The organism is Mycobacterium sp. pUA109 (genome assembly GCF_041287095.1).
Lineage (GTDB): Bacteria > Actinomycetota > Actinomycetes > Mycobacteriales > Mycobacteriaceae > Mycobacterium.
This window is the reverse complement of the sequence record NZ_JBGGKS010000006.1, coordinates 59,670-81,087: the sequence shown is the minus strand read 5'-3', so window position 1 is coordinate 81,087 and position 21,418 is coordinate 59,670. Positions and strand designations below refer to the sequence as shown.

19 protein-coding genes, 1 tRNA gene and 2 pseudogenes are annotated in these 21,418 nt (G+C 65.6%); 10 read left to right on the top strand and 12 right to left on the bottom strand.

Going from position 1 to position 21,418, the window contains the following annotated elements; genetic code table 11:
- Positions 1-46 precede the first annotated feature (46 nt).
- The 5 genes and pseudogenes from ACAG26_RS09045 to ACAG26_RS09025 form a co-directional block, all read right to left on the bottom strand.
- On the bottom strand, positions 47-700 hold the full coding sequence (locus ACAG26_RS09045; protein ID WP_370481403.1) for a TetR/AcrR family transcriptional regulator: 654 nt from the start codon (positions 698-700) through the stop codon (positions 47-49).
- 17 nt (positions 701-717) lie between these two features.
- A pseudogene (locus ACAG26_RS09040) lies at positions 718-1,139 on the bottom strand (SDR family oxidoreductase).
- Positions 1,136-1,681, bottom strand: a complete 546-nt coding sequence (locus ACAG26_RS09035; RefSeq protein ID WP_370481401.1) for a VOC family protein — start codon at positions 1,679-1,681, stop codon at positions 1,136-1,138. The pseudogene ACAG26_RS09040 and the gene ACAG26_RS09035 overlap by 4 nt, the downstream one beginning before the upstream one ends.
- A 19-nt stretch (positions 1,682-1,700) precedes the next feature.
- A complete protein-coding gene (locus tag ACAG26_RS09030) occupies positions 1,701-2,507 on the bottom strand; it encodes a glucose 1-dehydrogenase (protein ID WP_370481398.1) in 807 nt (268 codons plus the stop codon).
- Positions 2,508-2,524: 17 nt separating this feature from the next.
- A complete protein-coding gene (locus ACAG26_RS09025; protein ID WP_370481396.1) occupies positions 2,525-3,616 on the bottom strand; it encodes a dihydrodipicolinate reductase in 1,092 nt (363 codons plus the stop codon).
- 103 nt (positions 3,617-3,719) lie between these two features.
- Here ACAG26_RS09025 and ACAG26_RS09020 point away from each other — a divergent pair, with 103 nt between their 5' ends.
- The 10 genes and pseudogenes from ACAG26_RS09020 to ACAG26_RS08975 all read left to right on the top strand — a co-directional run bounded on the left by ACAG26_RS09020 (position 3,720) and on the right by ACAG26_RS08975 (position 13,124).
- Positions 3,720-4,514 carry an SDR family NAD(P)-dependent oxidoreductase gene (locus ACAG26_RS09020; RefSeq protein ID WP_370481393.1) on the top strand — a complete coding sequence of 265 codons (795 nt, stop codon included), beginning with the start codon at positions 3,720-3,722 and terminating at the stop codon, positions 4,512-4,514.
- A 1,124-nt stretch (positions 4,515-5,638) separates the two neighbouring features.
- Complete coding sequence (locus ACAG26_RS09015) at positions 5,639-7,057, top strand: NAD(P)/FAD-dependent oxidoreductase (protein WP_370481392.1); 1,419 nt, start codon at positions 5,639-5,641, stop codon at positions 7,055-7,057.
- A gap of 429 nt (positions 7,058-7,486) precedes the next feature.
- Positions 7,487-8,488, top strand: coding sequence for an alpha/beta hydrolase (locus ACAG26_RS09010; protein ID WP_370481390.1), 1,002 nt, complete (start codon positions 7,487-7,489; stop codon positions 8,486-8,488).
- A gap of 2 nt (positions 8,489-8,490) precedes the next feature.
- A pseudogene (locus tag ACAG26_RS09005) lies at positions 8,491-8,626 on the top strand (short-chain dehydrogenase); the annotation flags it as partial.
- Positions 8,627-8,719: 93 nt separating this feature from the next.
- Positions 8,720-9,643, top strand: coding sequence for a ferritin-like domain-containing protein (locus ACAG26_RS09000; protein WP_370481388.1), 924 nt, complete (start codon positions 8,720-8,722; stop codon positions 9,641-9,643).
- Between the two features lie 5 nt (positions 9,644-9,648).
- Positions 9,649-11,157 carry a flavin-containing monooxygenase gene (locus tag ACAG26_RS08995; RefSeq protein WP_370481386.1) on the top strand — a complete coding sequence of 503 codons (1,509 nt, stop codon included), beginning with the start codon at positions 9,649-9,651 and terminating at the stop codon, positions 11,155-11,157.
- Between the two features lies 1 nt (position 11,158).
- Positions 11,159-12,067, top strand: coding sequence for a MerR family transcriptional regulator (locus ACAG26_RS08990; protein ID WP_370481384.1), 909 nt, complete (start codon positions 11,159-11,161; stop codon positions 12,065-12,067).
- 210 nt (positions 12,068-12,277) lie between these two features.
- Positions 12,278-12,350 (top strand) — tRNA-Arg (locus ACAG26_RS08985).
- Between the two features lie 109 nt (positions 12,351-12,459).
- Positions 12,460-12,714, top strand: a complete 255-nt coding sequence (locus tag ACAG26_RS08980) for a type II toxin-antitoxin system VapB family antitoxin (RefSeq protein ID WP_370481382.1) — start codon at positions 12,460-12,462, stop codon at positions 12,712-12,714.
- On the top strand, positions 12,714-13,124 hold the full coding sequence (locus ACAG26_RS08975; protein WP_370481379.1) for a type II toxin-antitoxin system VapC family toxin: 411 nt from the start codon (positions 12,714-12,716) through the stop codon (positions 13,122-13,124). The genes ACAG26_RS08980 and ACAG26_RS08975 overlap by 1 nt, the downstream gene beginning before the upstream one ends.
- A gap of 132 nt (positions 13,125-13,256) precedes the next feature.
- On the opposite strand, the gene ACAG26_RS08970 is transcribed toward ACAG26_RS08975, so the two are convergent.
- From ACAG26_RS08970 to ACAG26_RS08940, 7 genes are all read right to left on the bottom strand, one after another.
- Positions 13,257-13,673, bottom strand: coding sequence for a hypothetical protein (locus ACAG26_RS08970; RefSeq protein WP_370481377.1), 417 nt, complete (start codon positions 13,671-13,673; stop codon positions 13,257-13,259).
- A gap of 10 nt (positions 13,674-13,683) precedes the next feature.
- The gene (locus tag ACAG26_RS08965) at positions 13,684-15,264 is read right to left on the bottom strand and encodes an ABC-F family ATP-binding cassette domain-containing protein (protein ID WP_370481375.1); all 1,581 of its coding nucleotides are present in this window, start codon (positions 15,262-15,264) and stop codon (positions 13,684-13,686) included.
- Between the two features lie 203 nt (positions 15,265-15,467).
- Complete coding sequence (locus ACAG26_RS08960) at positions 15,468-17,240, bottom strand: glycoside hydrolase family 3 N-terminal domain-containing protein (protein ID WP_370481373.1); 1,773 nt, start codon at positions 17,238-17,240, stop codon at positions 15,468-15,470.
- A 1-nt stretch (position 17,241) separates the two neighbouring features.
- Positions 17,242-17,682, bottom strand: a complete 441-nt coding sequence (locus tag ACAG26_RS08955; protein ID WP_370481371.1) for an SRPBCC family protein — start codon at positions 17,680-17,682, stop codon at positions 17,242-17,244.
- 3 nt (positions 17,683-17,685) lie between these two features.
- Positions 17,686-17,865, bottom strand: a complete 180-nt coding sequence (locus ACAG26_RS08950) for an antitoxin (protein ID WP_370481369.1) — start codon at positions 17,863-17,865, stop codon at positions 17,686-17,688.
- 47 nt (positions 17,866-17,912) lie between these two features.
- Positions 17,913-20,297: an HAD-IC family P-type ATPase gene (locus ACAG26_RS08945; protein WP_370481673.1), complete on the bottom strand. Its 2,385-nt coding sequence runs from the start codon at positions 20,295-20,297 to the stop codon at positions 17,913-17,915.
- Complete coding sequence (locus tag ACAG26_RS08940) at positions 20,294-21,418, bottom strand: MBL fold metallo-hydrolase (protein WP_370481367.1); 1,125 nt, start codon at positions 21,416-21,418, stop codon at positions 20,294-20,296. Before ACAG26_RS08940 ends, ACAG26_RS08945 begins: the two co-directional genes overlap by 4 nt.

Sequence of the window (21,418 nt, the reverse complement as noted above, 5' to 3'; positions counted from 1 at the left end):
CTAGCACCGCGAGCCGGTTGTGATCAAGGTTGGGCGTAGCGCGATGTCATTGACGGGATCCTTGTGGTCTATGAGTGGTTGAAGGTGTTGTTGTCCATGGCGGGTTGATGGTGGTGTCGAGCGCTTCGGTCACCCAGTCACGCAGTGGGCGCCCGCTGCGACCGGCGTCGTGGATCCATCGCTGAAATCCATAGTCTCCGGCGGCGAAGGCTAGATGGATGAGTAGCCCAGGAATCAAGTCGGAGGTGTCGGTTTCCATTTGGGCGGCGATGATTTTCAGGATCCGGTCGCGGTCGGCCGCGGTGACCATCGTGACTTTGTCGAGCAGCCCAGGTGCGCTGGATACCGCTGCCAGCCACTGCTGGCTTTCGTCGTCTTCAAATGCTGCCGCTCTCGCGACAATCGCTTCCTTCAGCGCTTCGGCCGCGCTGAGGCCGACGACTTGATCTTCGAGGATCCGCGCGATCGCAGCGCCACCGTTGCGTACGGGTCCGAGGAGAAGTTCCTCTTTTGTCGATACGTGGCGAAACAGGGTTCGACGCGACAGTCCGGCCGCAGCGGCAATGTCATCAACGCTCACTGTGTCGTATCCGTGTTCGGCAAACAGTCGGTAGGCCGCACGTCGGAGATCGCTACGGATGGCTGCGCGTTGGCGTTCTCGCAGCGACCGTGGCTGTTCGGGTTCGTGGTCGGGGTTCATCGTTGATCCTGCTCCTGTCACCGGAAGACGCCGGGCCCGCCGTCGACGTGAATGGTCTGCCCTGTCAAGTATCCGGCGTCGTCGCCTCGGTTTCCGCGAAGGGGCATACCATGTTGACGCGAATGCCTGAACCCAGATTCACGATGGACGCTTTGCCGTTGGCTTTCATGATCGGGTGCACAGCCTGCATGAGCCGAATCGTCGCGGCGGGGCCAACTGCGTAGTCAAGTGTGAGGCTGGTGTCGTTGACGTCGACCAACGGCTTGGGCTCGTTGGTAGCCATCGCGTTGTTGACCAGGCCGTCGACCTTGATGAGAGTTTCGATGGCCGCCGCGATGACGGCGTCGGCGCTGGTGTCGATGCCTTTACCGATGCCGCGCGCGGCGCCGGTAACGACGACTGCAATCCCGCCCAGGGAATCTCGATGCCAGTACGTCATTGCCGTGGCCCCAGCATGATTGGCGTTCCACGGTGCATCTCGTAGCTGCTGCGGGCGCCGGCGGGCAGTTCGATGAATTCCACGGCGGTCCCATCGGGATCGTTGACGAAGAACATACGGACCTTGTCGATGGCAAAAGGCTCCTGAACCGGTTGCATGCCAGCTTTCACGACAGCCCGGTAGGCCTCGTCAACGTCGGGCACAGACAGCGCGATGTTCTGGTTTCCCAGGATCCCGCGTTTTGGTCCCGTCGTTGGCGCGGACGTGGACCCCAGACTGAGCAGTTCGATCATCAGGCCCCCAACCAGCCCACCGACAACCCGCCCGTGCTGTTGACGTGTCGCATGCAATACGGCATCGAAAGGTTCCCCTGAGATGAGTTGGTCGAACACCACGTCCATGCCGAGCACATCCCGGTAGAACGCCAGAGCGCGATCCATATCCGATACCCCCACCACGAGGTGACAGAACCGGACATCGGGTAGCGCAACTGAACCCGCTGTGCGGCTGTCGATGTCGGCCGCAGGACCGTCGGTGTTCATTTCTCGTGCTCGGCTTTCGTTAGTGTGCGCGGTCGGGCGCTGAGATCGATGTGGGGATCGGGGGACTCGACGGGATGGCGAACGAGGGCTTGGTGGTGCCGCCGTCAACACGAAGGACGACGCCGGTCACCCACGAGGCAGCCGGTGATGCCAAATACAGCGCCGCCGCGGCAACATCGCGTGGTTCACCGATCCGATTCATCGGCGTGTTGCGCAGATACTCGTCGCGAAGGGTGTCGTCGCTCATAACGAAGTCCATCGATTGGGTCCGTACACCGCCGACCCCGATCGCGTTGACTCGGATTCGTGGAGCCAGATCAGCGGCGAGGTTCTGGGTGATCATGTTCAGGGCCGCTTTGCCGGCCCCGTAGGCGACAAACGAGGGCATCACCATGTCAGCGGACCGCGATGAGATGTTGACGATCGCGCCCTCACCGTTGGTGTCAACCATGGCCTGAGCCGCGATCTTGCTCAGGACGAATGGGGCGACAGCGTTGAACTGCAGCGCCGTCGTCAGGTAACGCGTGGAGGTCTTCATCGCTGGCCGCGGTTGTGTTCCGCCCGCGTTGTTGACCAAAATGTCCAACTTGCCGAATGTCTCGACGGTCGTTGATACCAAGCTTTGCAGCTCATCCTCGATCATGACGTCGGTCACCACCGCTAATCCGCGCCGACCCGTCTTCTCTATCTGACGCACTGTCTCATCAAGATGGGACAGCGTGCGCGCGGCAACCACCACATCTGCGCCGGCTTCGGCCAATGCGACCGCGATAGCCCGGCCGATGCCCACACCGGCCCCGGTCACGATAGCCACCCGATCGGTCACCCGGAAGTCATCGAGAATCATTGGTGCCCTTTCGCCAAGGCCGCCAGCGGGCGCCCCGCAATCAACGGCAACTCCAGATAGGTCTTGATGCCAGGATCTGCAGCGCAGACATAAGGAATGGCGTTGACACAATGATTGGCCGTTGCCACGACACCCGGATTACGCAACAGGCCCTGGGATACCGATTCAGGATGAAGGCCGCGAAATACCAGGTTCACATTGGGATCACCCTGGACCTCCACCTCGAAGCGCTCCCCGTCCTCGCCGAGCCTCCACCCCGTGTCCAGTTCGGCGTCGCCCATGAGCCAGTTCACCGCGGCGGTAATCACCGGATTGCCGTCGACGACAGCCTGCCAGCGAAACCGGCGACCGGCGACCGTGCCGGCCTTGATCGGAGTCACGTCCCACCGCAGGTCGCGAGTCGCGACGGCCACCTCCTGTGTCGTCAGGATTTTCGGATCGATCCGAAACCCCATGTACTCAGCCACCATTCGCACAGAGCTCTTGAACCCCGAACTCAGCATCGTTGCCATCGGACCGTTGAGTGCCTCATCGGGCTTGCCGCCGAATCCCATGATGTGGCGCACGACATCGGGTGCGTTATAGGTGCGGATGTCGGAGAATTCTTCACCGCGCACGTGGGTTACCGCCGAGGACAACGATGACACCATCAACGGGAACCGCTCAGTGATCCCGCCGGGATGGATCCCCGAGCCATGCAGTGTGGCGCCGCCCTCGATCGCGGCGTCGGCCAGGGCTCGGACTTTCGGATTGTTCAGATCTGGATATACCCAGCCGACCGGTGTGACGACGTTCTTGCCCGATCGCAGGATGGATGCGACCACCGCGGGGTCCGCTGTCAGCGGGCTGTACATAACGCAATCGGCGTCCAGGGCCAATAACTCCTCGACATCCCCGGTGGCGCGTACACCGATGGGGTCGGCGCCCAGGAGTTGGCCGACGTCACTTCCCGCCTTGTCCGCGCTGTGCACCCAGCAGCCCACCAGGTCCAATTGTGGGTGATTGCAAATATTTTCGATCGCAGCTCGACCGACCCCACCTGTGGCCCACTGAATGACTCTAAGACGCCCATTGGGCTTCGTTCCCATACTGGGCACGGTAGAGCCGGTAGACACCGAGTGTCAATATGCGTTACCGTGCCACATAGATGGCCGAGCAGGGCCTCCCCCCCATTCACCAGGAAGGCTTGGCGTGTCGGATTCCACCGCGGCGACCTACAGTCACCACCGATCGCTAGAAGGCCATGTCGCCATCGTCACTGGAGCAGCCCGCGGTATCGGCAAAGGCATCGCCGAAGCGCTGCTCAGTCGAGGAGCCTCCGTGTTGGTGACCGACATCATCGACGCCGTCTTGGCCGACACCACAGCACAATTCACCGCTGCCGGGTACACCGTCGCACCCTGCATCGCAGACCTTCGAGATCCACAAAGCGCCCAGCGTCTCGTCGACGCCGCCGTCGACACGTTCGGCACGGTAACCGCTCTGGTCAACAATGCCGTCGCCAGCACAGGGCCCAAAACTTTCGTCGACCTCACCTGCACCGATTACGACGAAGTGTTCGATACCGGCCCTCGCGCGACGTTTCGACTGATGCAGCAGGTACACCCTGTCATGCTCGCCCGGGGCGGCGGATCCATCGTCAACCTCGGCAGCGCGGCCGGCGCCGCCGGCGAACCTCTCTTCGGTGCCTATGGCGCTGCGAAAGAGGCCATTCGAGGGATGTCGAAAGTCGCGGCCCTGGAATGGGGTACCGATGGAATACGCGTCAACGTTGTGTGCCCGCTCGCCCAAACCGACGGCCTAAGGGTCCTGCGCGATATGGCGCCGGACCACTACCAGCGAGTCGCCAACAGCACCGCCCTCAAACGCATCGGCGACCCGACAAATGACATCGGCGCCATCGTGGCATTTCTCGTCGGCGATGACTCCAGCTATCTCACCGGACAAACACTCCTGGCCGACGGAGGAGCCGGAGCGTTCCGCTGATACCGCGATAGCTCGACCGTGCCCGCCTACGGCCCGTAGATATTCGGACCGCCGCTTTCGGCGAGGCGTTTCCGACATTTACACGTGCGCGGTCAGACTGCCAACCTCGCCGTCGCCCGCTACACGAACTCCTCCACTTTTACGCGGACGTCGAGCGCCATACCGTGTACGTCTACATCAGCATTGCCAAGCGGCAGCTACTCAAAGGGCTGGGCCCGCCGGTACCCGATGTGTAGAGCGCAAGCATCACCGTCGTGCTCGCCGCCTGAACAAGTACGCCGGCTGCTCGATGGCGGCCGTTCTCGTCGCCCGTCACATACGCCTCACAAAGCGCAGATTGCACACAGGTGTCACACGCGCCTCCGCGGCAAGCCGCCGACATCCCCTTCCGACCGCACGCCGCCGATCCACTAGGGTTTTCAACACCTATTTCGATAGGTCCCCCGCCCTCGGGGACCTGTTGAAAACCTTGACCATGCTGGTCAACAATGGCTCGATTCTCCGGGCCGGAATGCGGTAGCTGCGATTCCGGAACGCGGCCAAGCCGCAGCAGGCAGGCATGCCGTCCTCCGTCACCAGCACGTCTGCACATGCATGTTGGCTTGCGTCAGCCACAATGTTGCTCGGGTGTTATCAGTCTGGAGTGGCCTTGGCTCTGGTCAGTGCCGTCCGTTGCGCGGCGGGATGCCCGCCGGTATGGGTGGTGGCAGGCGGCTGGTGGAATCGACAAAATGCACGCACCCCGGGGCTGATCGAGGTACAGGCGGCTCCACGGGTCTGAGGGGGTGCGGTGCGAGTGCGGCTCGGAAGAATCGACAGCATGCCCGAACCTCGGACATCAGAGTCGCACAACACCTGGACCAATACGAACGGCTCACGTCAGAGGGATCACCGTCCCCAGGGCATTCGCGCGAAACGCACCGAGCGCGTTTTGCACGCATATTCCGTTGATGCTTGCCACGCCTGGACAACCCGGCCATGCCCACAGTACAGTCCAAATACTCGATACCGACGGTACCGCCTAGGCAAGCCGGCAGCCGTAAGCGGTGGGGCGCGTCGGCGCTGCAACGTCTAGTCGGAACTTGGGATTACGCCGCTGGTCTACCAAAAGAATCGGACATCCAGTGCAGAAGTTTGATGCCGTGATTGTGGGCGCTCGATGCGCCGGCGCTCCGCTGGCCACCTTTCTGGCGCGGCAGGGATTTAGTGTGTGCGTGGTCGACAAGACGCACTTGTCCAACGAGGTTCCGTCTACCAACGCGTTCCAGACCAACGGCGTCGATGTCCTGCGCCGACTGGGAGTGCTGGAAAACCTCATCGCCTCGGGCGCGACGGTCATCAAACGAGTAACCGTAGGAAGCACTCGCGAATCGTTCAGCTTCGAACCCGATCCGGATGGTTACGGGACACTGATTGGAATCCGTCGCGCCACAATGGATCCTATCCTCGCAGAGGCCGCTTCCGAAGCTGGCGCCGACGTACGGACAGTGCTTTCAGTCGATGACGTCATCATCGAACACGGGCGGGTCAGGGGGGTGGAAACGCGCAAGGGGCCGATCTACGCCGACCTTGTTATCGGCGCCGATGGCCGCAACTCGGTGGTCGCCAAATCCGTTGGTTCCCGCGAATATCTAGCGTTGCCTGGCGGCAGGCTCAGCAGTTGGGCGTACTACACCAGCTACGATGAATCCGCCGAGGCGTTCTTGGGAGTAAAGGGCACAACGGGCTACCTCGGCATGCCCTCAGATGGCTGTTACCTGATTTCGGTCAACACCCCCATGGACCGCAGAAGGGCGTTCTTGGCCGAACGCAGGGCAAACTTCGAAGCTGAAGTCCGTAGATGGCCTGAGCTGTACGAGGTCGTCCGATCAGGCCAGCAAAGCGGTCCTATCCGGATCATGAGCAACTGGCACAGCTACTTTCGTGAGTCAGCTGGTCCGGGCTGGGTGCTCGTAGGCGATGCCGGACACTTCAAGGATTTCTCCCCTGGACAAGGGATGTCCGACGCATTTCGCCAAGCCGAATGCCTCGCCGACCATATCGGGCACGGCTTGAACGCAGGCTGCATCGACACCGAGATGATCCAATGGTGGCGCTGGCGCGATAGTGATAGCTGGCAGATGTACTGGCTAGCTTGCATTCTCGGCGAACCGTACATACCGACAGCGCTCGGTGACGCGCTGTTCGGCTATGCCGCCGTTCAACCACATTTCGCCGAGAGGTTGACTAAGGTCGTCAATAAACAAGTCAAACCCCTCAAAGCCGCAACGCCAGGACAAATATTGCCCGTGGGACAGCGCCTGCTGCGCGGGCTGGCCGCTCACCCGGCCGAGCTTCGCCATGGAATACGCGCACTCGCCTCGCAAATCAGCTTGGGCACCAAGCTTGCTTTACTGCAACCACATTCACCGCTAGCCAGTCGCCGGTATCAACCCCGCCTGCGTTTCCGATCAGTCACTAACACACGTGGACCCTCGACGGCCCAACATGATGGCCCTACAGCGCGCTCAGTTCCTACCCCTCTGGCGAATCCCAGATGCTGAATCCTGAACCACCCCGGGTTTGATGCACAGCCGCACGGCCTGCCTGACCGCGGTCGCCACGCGTTTGGGGGTGTCGAAAGAACGCTACGCCGGTGGTTCAACAAGGCCGAGGTCGATACTGGGACCTTCTCCCGACCATCTTCAAATGACCTGCGGACACCGTAGGTCGGGCCCGTAATACGCACAGCGCGTCGGCATCGGCGGGCCGCTGAACCGCGGCCCGACAGAGACCTGAGCTGGTCGAAAACGCTGCCGATACCGCCTCGATGCGATCAATAGTCGACATTCTGCATTGGTGACATTGACTAATGTCGACAATTGTGATGCAGTGACGGCGTGAACAGCGACGCGACTCGACCCCGGACAGTCGAACCCTCGGCTATTTCGGGCAACGCCAGGATCCCGGCCCGCGGGTCATTACGGACCAGGATGGCGTCGGGCCTCAGCATGCTGACACTGCGGCCGCTGAGCATGGTCATTCCACCAGAGCCGCGTTGGGGGTTGTGGCTGTCACGCCGGATCGTGGCATCGATCATGGACTTCGGTGGGTCACCACTGCGCGGTACCCGCGTGGAGCCGGTCCGCGCCCAACTGCCCGATGGGCAACACATTCGGGGCGAATGGGTATGCGCTCCTGGAGTCAGCAGGACCGGTGCGGCGATCTACTTCGTGCACGGCAGCGGGTTCGCGCTGTGTTCGCCCCGCACGCATCGCCGGTTGGTCTCGGCGCTGTCGAAGGCGACAGGCCTGGCGGTGTTCTGCGTGGATTATCGGCTGGCGCCCGAACATCGCTTCCCGGCCGCGGCCAACGATGTCGCAGCGGGCTGGGAGTGGCTGACGGGCGCGCGCGGCATTGCGCCGCACCAGGTTGTGATCGTTGGCGACTCGGCCGGTGGCCACCTCTCGGTGGACCTGTTGCTGCACGAGGCGGCCGACCGGCGCCCGGCGGGTCTGGTGCTGTTTTCGCCGCTGATCGATCTGACATTCACCCTCGCCGGTGCACGCGAGCGGGTCCGGCGTGATCCGGCGATCCGGGTGGTTGACGCCGCACGTCTGGTGCGGTTGTACACCCGCGACATCGCCCCTGATCATCCCCGCCTGCGCTTGGACGTCGCGGGCGGGCCGACACTGCCGCCTAGCCTGATTCAGGCCGGGGGCGCGGAAATGCTGCGCGGGGATGCCGAGCAGCTCGCCAAGGACATTCGAGCCGCTGGCGGCGAATGCGAGTTGCAGGTGTGGCCGGATCAGGTGCACGTGTTCCAGGCACTGCCGCGTCTGACCCGGGATGCTGCCGCGGCCCTTGTGCACGCGGCACGGTTCGTCACCGCCACGTTGCAGGCCGCCGGACCCCAGGACTCGCATCCGAAGAATCCGGCGAATCGGCTCCCTGACGCCTCGGAGGCACCTGCCGTGACGGTCAAGTCGCGGTAGCGATGTTCGGATCGAAGGTCGCAGTCAGCAAGAACGCGGATGCGGTGATCACCGGCGCGGGCAGCGGTATCGGTGCGGCGTTCGCCGTCGAACTCGCGCAGCGGGGTGGACGGGTGGTCTGCAGTGACATCGACGCAGTGGGATCGGCCTCGCCGCACGGCTACCTAACCTGTTCAGCTCCCTCAGCGACTGAACCTTCCCGTTCACCGGCCCAAGTAGAGGAGAAACACGATGGCTATCGACATGGATGTCATGCTCACCAAGATCAAAGACCGTCAGTGGGCGTTGGCCGATATCGACTGGGACGCACCGGGCGCCGAAACCATCAGCGATGAGTTCCGGCCCCGACTCAAGGCGTTCATGGCCGATCTGTGCTGGATTGAGAACGTCGGGGCCCGCGGATTCGCCGCACTGGCCAAGAAGGCACCCACTCCCACCCTGGCCGAGATTTACCGCTACTTCCACGCCGAGGAGCAACGCCACGCCAACGCCGAACTGGCCCTGATGAAGCGGTGGGGAATGCTCGAAGACGATGGCGAGATCCCCGAACCCAACGTCAATATCCGGCTGGCCATCGAATGGCTGGACAAGCACTCCGACGAAATGCCGCTCTCCATCCTGGGCACCGTCATACCGATGCTGGAGGTCGCCCTCGACGGTGCGTTGCTGAAGTTTTTACTCGAAGAAGTTCATGACCCGGTGTGTCATCAGGTTTTCGAGAAGATCAACAACGACGAATCACGCCATATCGCGGTTGATTTCGATGTCCTCAACATGATCGGCAACGCCACGTTGCGCCGTCTGGCGATCCAGTTCGTCGGCAACGTCGCCTCCCCCGGTGTGATCATCGGAGCCCTGATGTACATGCCGCTGCTCAACCGGATGCGCAACAATATCGTTGCGATGGGGTTAGAACCCGAACGGCTCTACGCCGCGATGAAACGATTCAAGCAACTCGGCGATCGCGCCGAGTACTCCAGGAGGGTGCCGACCTACCAGATCCTCAAGATGCACGCCCGCTGGGTGGTCAACCCCCGTCACCCCTACCACCTGCTGGCCAATTCGATGGTCTGGGCGTCGGATCGCTACCCGAAGAAACTGCTCAAACCGATCCCCACCTGGTTTAAAGAATTGACCTACGAGCCGGCGGCCTGATCACCATGACACCTCTGGACACCCACGTCTACACCACGCTGATCGTCGGCGCGGGCTTCACCGGCCTTGGTGCCGCCATCAAACTCGGCCAGGCCGGGGTCGACGACATCGTCATCCTCGAACGCGCCGACCGGGTCGGCGGAACCTGGCGCGACAACACCTATCCCGGCGCCGCCTGCGACATCCCTTCGCTGCTCTACTCGTTCTCGTTCGTCCCCAATCCGACATGGTCACGCGCCTACTCACCGGCCGAGGAAATCTGCCGCCACATCGAGGACATGGCCGACTGCTTCGATGTGCGCCGCCACATCCACTTCGGCACCGAAGTCAGCGGGCTCACCTTCGACGAAGATGCCGGCCAATGGAGCATCGCCACCACTGGCGGCCGCACCTACCGGGCGCGGACCGTGATACTGGCCTCAGGCCCATTGAGCGACGCCAGTTTCCCAGATATCCGTGGTCTCGATGACTACCAAGGGCACAAGATTCACAGTGCTCGCTGGGATCACGACTACGACTTCACCGGCAAACGGGTCGCGGTGATCGGGACCGGCGCCAGCGCCATCCAGATCATCCCCGAACTTGTCAAGACAGCGGGCCACGTGAAGGTATTCCAACGCACGCCCGGCTGGGTGTTGCCCCGCGCCGACGTCCCCATCCCACCGCGCCTGCAGCAGATGTTCGCCGCCATGCCCGCCACCCAACGGCTTGCACGTCTTGCGCTGTTCATAGGGCACGAGGCCAGCGCCACCGCGCTGGTGTGGGATTCACCGCTGACCAAGGCCGTGGCTTGGGCCGGAAAGGCCCACCTACGGCGGCAGGTCAAGGACCCCTGGCTGCGCCGCCAATTGACTCCCGACTTCACCCCGGGCTGCAAACGCATGCTGGTCTCCAGCGACTACTATCCGGCCCTGCAACAAGATAACTGCAAACTCATCGACTGGCCGATCGCCACCTTGAGCCCGGCCGGGATCCGTACCAGCGACGGCATCGAGCACCACCTGGACGCCATCGTGTTCGCCACCGGATACGACGTTCACCTGACCGGGCCGCCGTTCCCGGTGCACGGCCTGAGCGGGAGGTCCCTGCAAGCCCAATGGCGCGACGGCGCGCAGGCCTACAAGAGTGCCAGCGCCCACGGCTACCCGAATCTATTCTTCATGTCCGGCCCAAACTCCGGACCCGGCCACAACTCGCTGCTGGTCTACGTCGAAGGCCAACTCGACTACGCCGTGCGGGCCATCACCACGATCGTCGACAACGATCTGCGCTACCTGGATGTGCGCGAAAACGTGCAGAGCACCTACAACTCGCGACTGCAGCAGCGATTGACGAAGACCACCTGGATGACAGGATGCAGCAGCTGGTATCTGACCAAGGATGGATTCAACGCGACGATGTATCCCGGCTTTGCCACCCAGTATCTTCGACAGATGCGCGACTTCCAATTCAGCGACTACTCCGCCGTCGCGCGGGACGCCAACACCCCCGCACCTGCCCGTTCGAGCGCCTGAAATGCCCTCCGACCACAAACACCACTCTTCCGGCGGGCCGATGGCCACCATTGTGGCCAACCTGCGGCGCGCGCCCAAGCGGGTGCGCCGCCAGGGGCGCGACATCATCGACACCGCGGTGGCGCAACTGTTCGACGCCGCGGTCCGCGCCCCAGCAGGCGCCGGCAGTGGCCAGTACCGCACCGACGAACTGGCCCGGCTGGCCGGTACCACCACCCGCAACATCCGGGTATACCGCGACCGCGGTCTCCTGCCGCCACCGCGGAGGGCCGGCCGGCTGGCATTTTTCGACGACACCCACCTAACGCGGCTACGGCTGATCAGCTCCATGCTGGCGCGCGGATACACCATCGCCAACCTTCGTGAGCTACTCGGCGCCTTGGAAGACGGCAAGAGCCTCGCTGACCTATTGGGCGTGCCGTCCACCACACCGGGCACCTGGGCCGCCGAGAAGCCCCACCTCATTGCGCTGACCGAAGCTCAAGACATAGTCGCCGACCCACCGGCGTTCGAACGCCTCGTCGCACTGAACCTCATCAGCGTGCACGGCGACACCGCAACTGTTCTGCGGCCCAATCTACTTGACGCGTTTGCCCAGATCCGCGACTACGGCGTCAGCATGAACAAACTCATCGACGTGCACGAGCAAGTGCTGCCACACATCGAGGCGATCAGCGACATCCTGATCCGCGCCGGAGCCGAACACGCCGCCCTGCGCATCACCCCCAGCACACCGCTGCCCGACGACGCCGAAATCAGCGGACTCATCACCACCCTCATCGGCTTCCGCACCCTGGCCGTCGCCGCCGTCAGCGGCACCCTGGCTGCATCCATCGAATCCACCATCGAATCGATGGTGGGGCGCATGCTGTCCCAGTTCATGCACCAGCCCGACCCAAAACAGCCATGACTATCGGCGCGCTCGATGCGACCAACCGCACTCGTCTCCACAGTGGACAGCGGTCGAGCAGCGTTGCCCCGAGCGATCGCCGCAGGCCACACATATCCACGAGGTGTCATCTGCGCCTCCGCGACAAGCCCGCGACGCCCCATCCAACCGCACGCGAACCGCGATCGGCGATCCACTAGTGTTTTCGACACCTATTTCAATAGGTCCCCCGCCCTCGTAGCTCAGGGGATAGAGCACGGCTCTCCTAAAGCCGGTGTCGCAGGTTCGAATCCTGCCGGGGGCACTCTCACCGTTTTTCTGCACGTCAAAGTATGTTTCTCTGTCCGGATGCAGGCGGGCTCGAACAATGAAATGAGCGTCTAGAATCTAGCTTCTTATATAGAATCATCCTCATGGCGTTGAGCATCAAGCATCCCGAAGCCGACCGGTTGGCGCGCGAACTCGCCGCTCGCACCGGCGAGACGCTGACCGAGGCAGTGGTGGTGGCGCTCCGTGAGCGGCTCACCCGCGAACGAGGACGTGCGCAGTCCACCCCGCTGCGCGAGGAATTGGCGGCGATCCGCCGCCGGTGCGCGACGCTACCGAGAATCGACAACCGAACGGCAGAGCAGATCCTGGGCTACGACGAGCACGGATTGCCTGCTTGATGGTGATCGACACCTCCGCGCTGGTGGCGATGTTGAGCGACGAGCCGGAAGCTGACCAGTTCGAGGCCGCGGTCGAAGCCGACCCGGTCCGGCTGATGTCGACAGCGTCGTACCTGGAGACGGCGATCGTGATCGAAACCCGTTTCGGCGAACCGGGCGGGCGCGAGTTGGATCTGTGGCTACACCGCGCCGCGGTCGATCTCGTTCCCGTCGATACCGACCAGGCAGGCACCGCGCGTGTGGCGTACCGCCGGTACGGCAAGGGACGACATCGCGCGGCCCTGAACTACGGCGACTGTTTCTCCTATGCCCTGGCCAAGATCAGCGGTCAGCCGCTGCTGTGCAAGGGCGATGACTTTGCGCACACCGACATCGGCACCGTCACACCGCCCGATGAGCTGCCCTCGTGAGACCGGCGCGTTTATCAATCCCCCTGCGGGGCAATACGCCCAGCAGGTGGGTGTGTTTGTCGACGGACACGCCTGCTAGGTCTCGTTGGTTCAGACCACGAGCCGGCGGGACCGCCCGGGTTTCCCGCCGCGCTACCGCACCGTGGCCGACGCCAACGCCCAGATCGAGCACGCGAACGCACCGACCGCACTGGCCGCCCCCAGGTACAGCCCGTAGCCGGCGCTCAGCGGCGCCACCACGTTGATGTGGTAGTACCAGATGGTCAGCGCCACGACCAGCAGCGAAATGGCTAGTGCGGTAACCGAAGCCAGCCGCGCCGATAGCCCGCGGCCGATCATCGCACCCGCCACCAACAGGGCAGATGCCAGCAACACGATCAACTGCCCCGCCCCGAAGCGGGGTGGAAGCGTCACGGCGCCCACGCTGCCGCCGATCGCGTTGGCGTGGCCGCCGCCGCTCACGGCGGTGGTCAACCACGGCAGCCAGGTGCTCACCGACAGGATCGCGGCGAACAGCGCAACCAGCCAACCGGCGTGCAGGCGAGTCATAGCTGCGAGGTTAGCCGTTGTCGGCGAGTTCACCGTGCCGCGCCATGGTCAACGTCTTGGACAGATCGAGCCGGTTCAGCAGCCCGTCGTCGTGGCTGACCACCAGGAAGGCTCCGCGGTAGCTGCCCAGCGCGTCGACCAGTTGATCCACGCTGGCCATGTCGAGGTTGTTGGTGGGTTCGTCGAGCAGCAACAGCTGCGGCGGCGGGTCGGCGAGCAGCAGCCGGGCCAGCGCCACCCGGAATCGTTCACCGCCGGACAGCGTGCCGACCGGGCGCGCCACGCTGTCACCGCGCAGCAGGAAGCGGGCGAGTTGGGCGCGGATCGCCTGCGGTGACGCGGTCGGGGCGGCCGCCCGCACGGTGTCGAGCACCGACGCCGCGTCGTCCAGGCCGTCCAGGCGCTGCGGCAGATAGCCCACCCGGTCGGTCAGCAGCCGACCCGCGGTGCCGGCCCGCAGGGACTGCAGCAGCGAGGTCTTGCCGACCCCGTTGGGGCCGGTCACCGCGATGCGCTCCGGACCTTGCACGACGATCGGGCCCCCGGTTCCGGGCAGTTCGGCGAGGCGCCGGCTGGTGGGCACCTGCGGGTCGGGCAGGTCGACGCGAATGCGTTCGTCGGTGCGGCCCCGGGCCGCGGCGGCCTCCAGCTCGGCCTGGGCGGTCCGCACCCGCTGGTCGAGGTTCGCGCGCAGTTTGCCGGCCGAAACCTGTGCGGTGCTGGCGTTTTGGTTCATCACAATTTTTGCCGCGCGCTTGTTCTGCGCGGCGATCCGCCCGGCCCGACGACGCCGGGCCAGCTTGGTCTCGGCCTGGACGCGCTGGCGTTTTTCGACCTTGACGGCCTGTTGGGCAACGCGGGCGGTCTGCGCCGCGGCCGTCTGCTCCCGGTCCAGGTGTGCTTGCCACGCGCTGTAGGGACCGGCGACCACGGTCAGCCGCCCGTCGTGCAGCTCGGCGGTGTGGTCCATCGCCTCCAGCAGCGCGGTGTCGTGGCTGACCACAATGAGCGCCCCCGCCCAGGAAGCGATCAGCCGGGTCAGCGTGGCGCGGGCGTCCCGGTCCAGGTTGTTGGTCGGCTCGTCGAGCAGGGTGATCGGTGCGCGGCGCAGCCGCACCCCGGTCAGCGCCACCAGCATCGCCTCCCCGCCGGACAACTCCCCGACCCGCCGATCCAGGTCGGCGGACCCGAACCCGATGTCTTGCAAGGCCGTGTCGGCCCGGGTCTCGATGTCCCACTGGTCGCCCAGGACGTCGAAGTGCCGCTCGGTGGCGTCCCCGTTTTCGATGGCCCGCAGCGCGGCGAGCCGCTCGCTGACGCCGAGCAGATCGGCGACCGGCGCATCGACGTCGAGGGCCAGCGTCTGCGGCAGGTAGGCAACCTCCCCGGACGTGACCAGGTGGCCGGTGGTGGGCGCCAACTGGCCGGCGACCAGCCGCAGCAGCGTGGATTTACCGGCGCCGTTGGCCCCGATCAGGCCGGTGCGACCGGCGCCGAAGGTGCCGCTGATCCCGGACAGCGCGGGGCTGCCGTCGGGCCAGCGGTAACCGACGTCGGTCAGGGCGACGACGGGCGGGACGGGATGAGCCATGCAGGTCTCCGGGAGGTTCAGCGGATGCGCTGATCACCGGGACCGAACTGGGGGTGTGCTCGGGTGATGCGTCGGCGATCAGCGCGCGGGCGACGGCGGGTAACCGGCGATGCCTGTCACAACGAGACCTCCTAGGACAACAACGCCGGCCACGCTAGCGGCGGTGCGGCGTTGCGCGCAACCGATTTATCTGTCCGGTCGGATCAGTAGTGCAGCCCGTGCCCGAACCGAAACAGCGGGTCTGCGGTGTCGAAGGCGACGTCGGTGCGGCTGGCGGCGACCGCCGCATCCGACGACGGCAGGTCGAACGGCAGCGCGCCCTGCGGACCCGACACCCCGAAAAGGACGTTGAGCAACGCGGTTTCGCTGACCCCGAAGTTGGCGATGATCGCCGCCGCCGCATCCGCCAGCGGGGTCAACACGGCGGGCCGGTCCAGGGTGATGTCGAGGATGGTCGGCACGGTGGCGCACACCTCGAGCACCGGCTGCACGTCGGCCGCGCCGAACTCCAGTGAGCCGTGGTGAAAGAACTGCGCGATGCCGCCGTCGGCGGGCTCATACGGGGCTTTCAGCCGCAGCATCGCCACGTCGGCCGCCGCGGCGGTGTCCACCGCGGTGGCGAAATCGGCCAGCGCCTCCTGATCGAGCTCCGGCGCATAAACCTTGATGCCGCGTCTCAACGGCAGCACCGGTTTCCCGTCGGCGAGGGCGGTATTGGTCAGCAGCGTCAGGGCATCCTGTTGGGCCTGGAGCCCGGCCGCCCGGAAGTCTGACCGGCCGACGGTGACCGCGGCGTGGTCTTCGTCCACCAACGGCCGGTCAAACAGTCCGAGGGTGAACTTCATCCGCAGCAGTCGCCGCGCCGACGCGTCGATGCGGGCCTGGCTGATGCGACCGGCGCGCACCAGACCGGCCAGGATCTCGGTGCATTCTTCGCCGCCGAACTGGTCCACCCCAGCGCCGACAGCCCGCAGCACGCGCTCTTCACGGCCGAGGTGTTCGACGCCCCAGGCCCGGGCGCTGCTGAGGTCACCGAGTTCGGGGCGGTCGGTGATCAGTCCCCAATCGGTGCACACCACCCCGTCGAAGCCCAGTTGGTCGCGCAGCAACCCGGTGATCACCGACTTGTTGAAGCCGAAACCGACCTCGTCCCAGGCGGTTCCGACCGGCATCCCGTAGTACGGCATCACCTCGGCGGCGCCGGCGGCCAACGCGGCCCGAAACGGTCGCAGATGGTAGTCGGCGTTGTCGCCCGGGTAGACCTGTTCGCGTCCCCACGGGAAATGCGGGTCGAGGCCGTCCTTTTGCGGTCCCCCACCGGGAAAGTGTTTGATCATCGCCGCCACCGAATCGGCGCCCAGCGACTCGCCCTGCAGACCGTGCAGGTAACCGACGGCCAGCCGCGCGGTGAGATCGGCGTCTTCGCCGAAGGTGCTGCTGATGCGCGACCAGCGCGGTTCGGTGGTCACATCGATCTGCGGGTGCAGCGCGACCCGGATCCCGACCGCCAGATACTCCTGCCGGACGATGTCGGCGAACTGCCGCACCCGCTCCGGTGCGCCGATCGCCGCCAGCCCCAGCGTTTCTGGCCACTGCGAGAACGCGCCGGCCACCATCTGCGCCACCGGGTTGTCGGTGAAGTGGTGGCGCGGATCGGTGGACAGGGTCACCGGGATGGGGTGGGGTGCGCGTTGCAGCGCGATGCGCTGGACGCCGTTGCACCACTGGGCGAATTCCCGCCCGTCGGCGGCTGCCCCGATCACGTTGAAGTGCGTCAACCCCTTCTCCAGCAGGGCCGACAGCGCCGGGATGGGCAGTTCCGGCCCGAACTGGCCGACGTCACCGAGGACGGCCATGGTGTGGAACATCAACGCGACCTTGTCGTCGAGCGCCAGCCGCGACAGCAGGTCCTCGGTGCGCTGCTCGATCGACAGCGCCGCATCCTGGTACGGATATTCGGCGCGGAGATCGGCCACGCTAAGCCGCGGGGGCGAACACCGACACGAACTTGCGTAGCGATGCGTTGATGTCACTCTTGAGCGCGCCGGCCACCAGCATGCCGATCGGCCCGAACAGCGCCGGACCGCCCAGGTGCACGTCGAAGCTGACCACCGAGCCGTCGTCCTTGGGCTTGACCTTGGCCATCAGCTTGACCTTGACCCCGCCCTTGCCGTCGCCGTTCAGCGTCATGGCCTCCGGCGGCTTGTAGTGCACGATGGTCCACTTGATCCGGTTCAGCATGCCCTTGACCTCGACGATCGACTCCAGGACGGTGCCCTTTTCCAGGGTGTCGGGCAGCGCGCTGCGCCACACCCGGTGGATGCTCAGCCACTCCTTGTAGCGCGACAGGTCCGACGCATAGGCCCAGGCCTCTTGCGGCGGCAGCGGGACATCGATGGATCCGGAGAGTTTCGCCATAGGTTAGTTCTGTTGCTCGTCCTTGTTGACGGCCTTCTTGGCCGCTTCCTGCACTTTGTCGACGGTGTCGGAGTATTTGCCCTGCGTCTTGTCGTCGACGATGTCGCCGGCCTTGTCGATGGCCTGGCCGACCTTATCGGCGTTCTGCGACAACAGGCCTTTCACCTTGTCCAGGAATCCCATCACTCAATCCTTTCGGTGCGGAGCCCATACCTCTGCGTTCGCAGATCTTACCTGCGCCACAGTTGTCGGGTTTCGCCCAGAACCGCCCCCTCGATCCACCACAGCACCTCGATCGCGGCGGCACCCAGCGCGCCGATGCCCAGCGCGGTCGCCGTCACCACCAGGTTGGACGGGTCGAGCAGGAACTTTTCCCGGGCCAGCGGGATGGAGAAGAGCACCACGTAGGCCAGCGCCGAGACCACCACCAGCCCCAGCCGCCACCACTCGTATGGGCGTGCCGCCACGGCCAGCACCCAGATCGCCGACACCAGCAAGGTGATCAACGCCGCCGTCGAGGCCTGCAGCTGCTGGGCGGCGGTGGCTTCGCGGCCCTGGTAGGCCACCAGGTACGAGACGAAGGTGGCGATCCCGACCACCAGCCCGGACGGCAGCGCGGCCGTCATCACCCGCCGGACAAAGCCGGAATGCGCCCGCTCGTTGTTGGGCGCCAACGACAAGATGAACGACGGGATCCCGATGGTGAACCAGGCGGCGATGGTGACGTGGATCGGCTGGAACGGGTACAGCAGCGGGTCGGCGCCGAACCATTTGGAGCTCAACCCGGCGATCCCGACCAGCAGCGCCAGCAGCACCGAGTACACCGTTTTGGTCAGGAACAGATTCGAGACGCGTTCGATGTTGCCGATCACCCGGCGGCCCTCGCCGACGACGTAGGGCAAGGTGGCGAACTTGTTGTCCAGCAATACGATCTGCGCGACCGCCCGCGCCGCCGAGCTGCCCGCGCCCATCGCCACCCCGATGTCGGCGTCCTTGAGCGCCAGCACGTCGTTGACGCCGTCACCGGTCATCGCCACGGTGTGTCCGCGGGACTGCAGGGCGTGCACCATGGCCCGCTTCTGGTCGGGGCGCACCCGCCCGAAGGTGGTGTGCTCGGCCACCGCGTCGGCCAGTTCGGCCGGCTCGGTGGGCAGCTGCCGCGCATCCATCGTCTCGCCGTGCAACCCGAGCTTGCCGGCGACCGCACCCACCGAGACCGCGTTGTCCCCGGAGATCACCTTGACCGAGACATGCTGGGCGGCAAAGTAGTCCAGGGTCGCGCCGGCGTCGGGCCGCAGCTTCTGCTCGAGCACCACCAGCGCGACCGGCGTCACCGTGCCCGGCGCGTCGGGGTGGTCGACGGGCACATCGGCGGCGGCCAGCAACAGCACCCGCAGCCCCTGGGCGCCGAGTTGTTCGGCGCGCGCGGCGGCCGTCGACGCCGGGTCGAGCAGCACGTCGGGCGCGCCGATCACCCAGTTGCCGTGCTCCCCGTAGGAGGCGCCGCTCCATTTCGTCGCCGACTTGAACGGCGCCGTCGCGGTCACCGTCCAGCCCGGAGCATGCGGATAGGCCGTCGCGATGGCCGCCATGCTGGCGTTGGGGCGGGCGTCGGCGGCGGCCAGCGCGGCCAGCACCTGCGCGACACCGTCGGTGGGGTGGCCGAGTTCGGCGACACCGGAGACCTGCATCCCGTTCTCGGTGAGGGTGCCGGTCTTGTCGGCGCACACCACGTCGACGCGGGCCAACCCCTCGATGGCGGGCAGTTCCTGCACCAGGCAGCGCCGCTGCCCCAGCCGAACCACCCCGACCGCGAACGCGATCGAGGTCATCAGCACCAAACCCTCGGGCACCATCGGCACCAGCGCGCCCACCATCGCCAGCACCGAATCCCGCCAGCCGACGTGGGTGGTGAACAGCTGGGTGTAGATAGTCAACAACCCGGCCGGGACCAGCAGGTAGGTGATGAACTGCAGAATCTTGTTAATGCCGCTGCGCAGTTCGGATTTCACCAGGGTGAACTTGCTGGCCTCTTCGGCGAGTTGGGCGGCGTAGGCCGCGGCGCCCACCTTGGTGGCGCGGTAGGCCCCGGTGCCGGCGACCACGAAACTGCCCGACATCACCGGATCCCCGGTGCTTTTGGTGATCGGGTCGGCCTCCCCGGTCAGCAGCGACTCATCGACCTCCAGCCCGGATTCCTCGACGACGTCGCCGTCGACGACGATCTGGTCCCCCGGGCCCAGTTCGATGATGTCGTCGAGCACCACCTCGCCGGGCGGCAACGCCCGGGTTCCGGATTGCCGGCGCACCACCGGTTTTGCCTGTCCGACGATCGCCAGCTTGTCCAGGGTCTGTTTGGCCCGGATCTCCTGGATCATCCCGATGACGCTGTTGGCGATGATCAGCAGGCCGAACAGCCCGTTGATCAGCGAGCCGGTGGACAGCACGATGACCAACAGCACCCCCAGGATGGCGTTGATCCGGGTGAACACGTTGGCCCGGATGATCTCGGGAACGCTGCGCGCGGCACGGGTGGGGACGTCATTGGTCTTGCCGTCGGCGACCCGCTGGGCGACGTCGGCGTCGGTGAGCCCGGCGGCCAGTGTCGCGGTCAGAGCTGCCACCAGGGCTGCAACCCGTCGGGCTGCGCGGGATCCACCCGTCCACCCGGTTTGGGCACCGCCACCTGCACGCCGGCGGTCTCGGCGGCCGCCAGCAGCCGCTGGATCGGCTCGTCCCAGGGGTGCGGCGCCAGCCGGAACGTGCACCAGTGGATCGGCACCAACAGGCTGGGCGTGGGCCCGGTGACGTCGCGGTGGGCCTGCACGGCCTCCTCGGGATTCATGTGGATGTCGGGCCAGGCCGCGTTGTAGGCGCCGACCGGCATCAGGGTTAGGTCGAACGGCCCGTGGGCCGAACCGATCTCGGCGAAGCTCGTGGTGTAGCCGGTGTCCCCGGCGAAATACACCCGATGCGTCGGGCCGAGCACCGCCCACGACGCCCACAGTGTGAGGTTGCGGGTCAAAAACCGCCCGGAGAAGTGCCGGGCCGGGGTGCAGACCAAGGTGAGCTCGTCGACCTGGCCCCGTTCGTGCCAATCGAGTTCGACGATGCGCTCCTCGGGCACACCCCAGTCACGCAGGTGCGCACCGACACCGAGCGGCACGAAGAACGGCGCCCGCTGGGTGCGGGCCAGCGCGGTCACCGTGTCGATATCGAGGTGGTCGTAGTGGTCGTGGCTGATGACGATCGCGTCGACGGCGGGCAGCGCCTCCAGCGGCAGCGGCGGCGGATGCAGGCGTTCGGGGCCGACGAGGTCCGACGGGGAACAGCGATCACTCCAGACCGGGTCGGTGAGCACCCGGTACCCGTCGATCTCGACCAGCGCCGTCGCGTGACCCAACCATGTGACCGCCAGCCCGCCGGCGGCCTCCCGGTCTTCGCGGGGCTCCGGGGTGGCCAGCGGGATCGGGGCGGCGGGCCGGCTGGCCGCGCGCCCGCCGATCAGCTCCCGCAGGACCAGGCGCTGTTGTTCGCGGTCCAGGTTGATCATCGACGCCGGGTCGGTGTTGACGAACACCCCGTCGCGGTAGTTCGGTGACCGCTCGGCGACGGCCCGGATCGCGGCCGGGGTGGCGCCCAGCGCCGCCGGGGCGCCGTGCAGGGCGCGGACCGCCCAGCTTCCGGCGGCCAGCGTGGCCGTTCCCGCGGCCAGCCGCAGCGCCCCGCGCAGCAT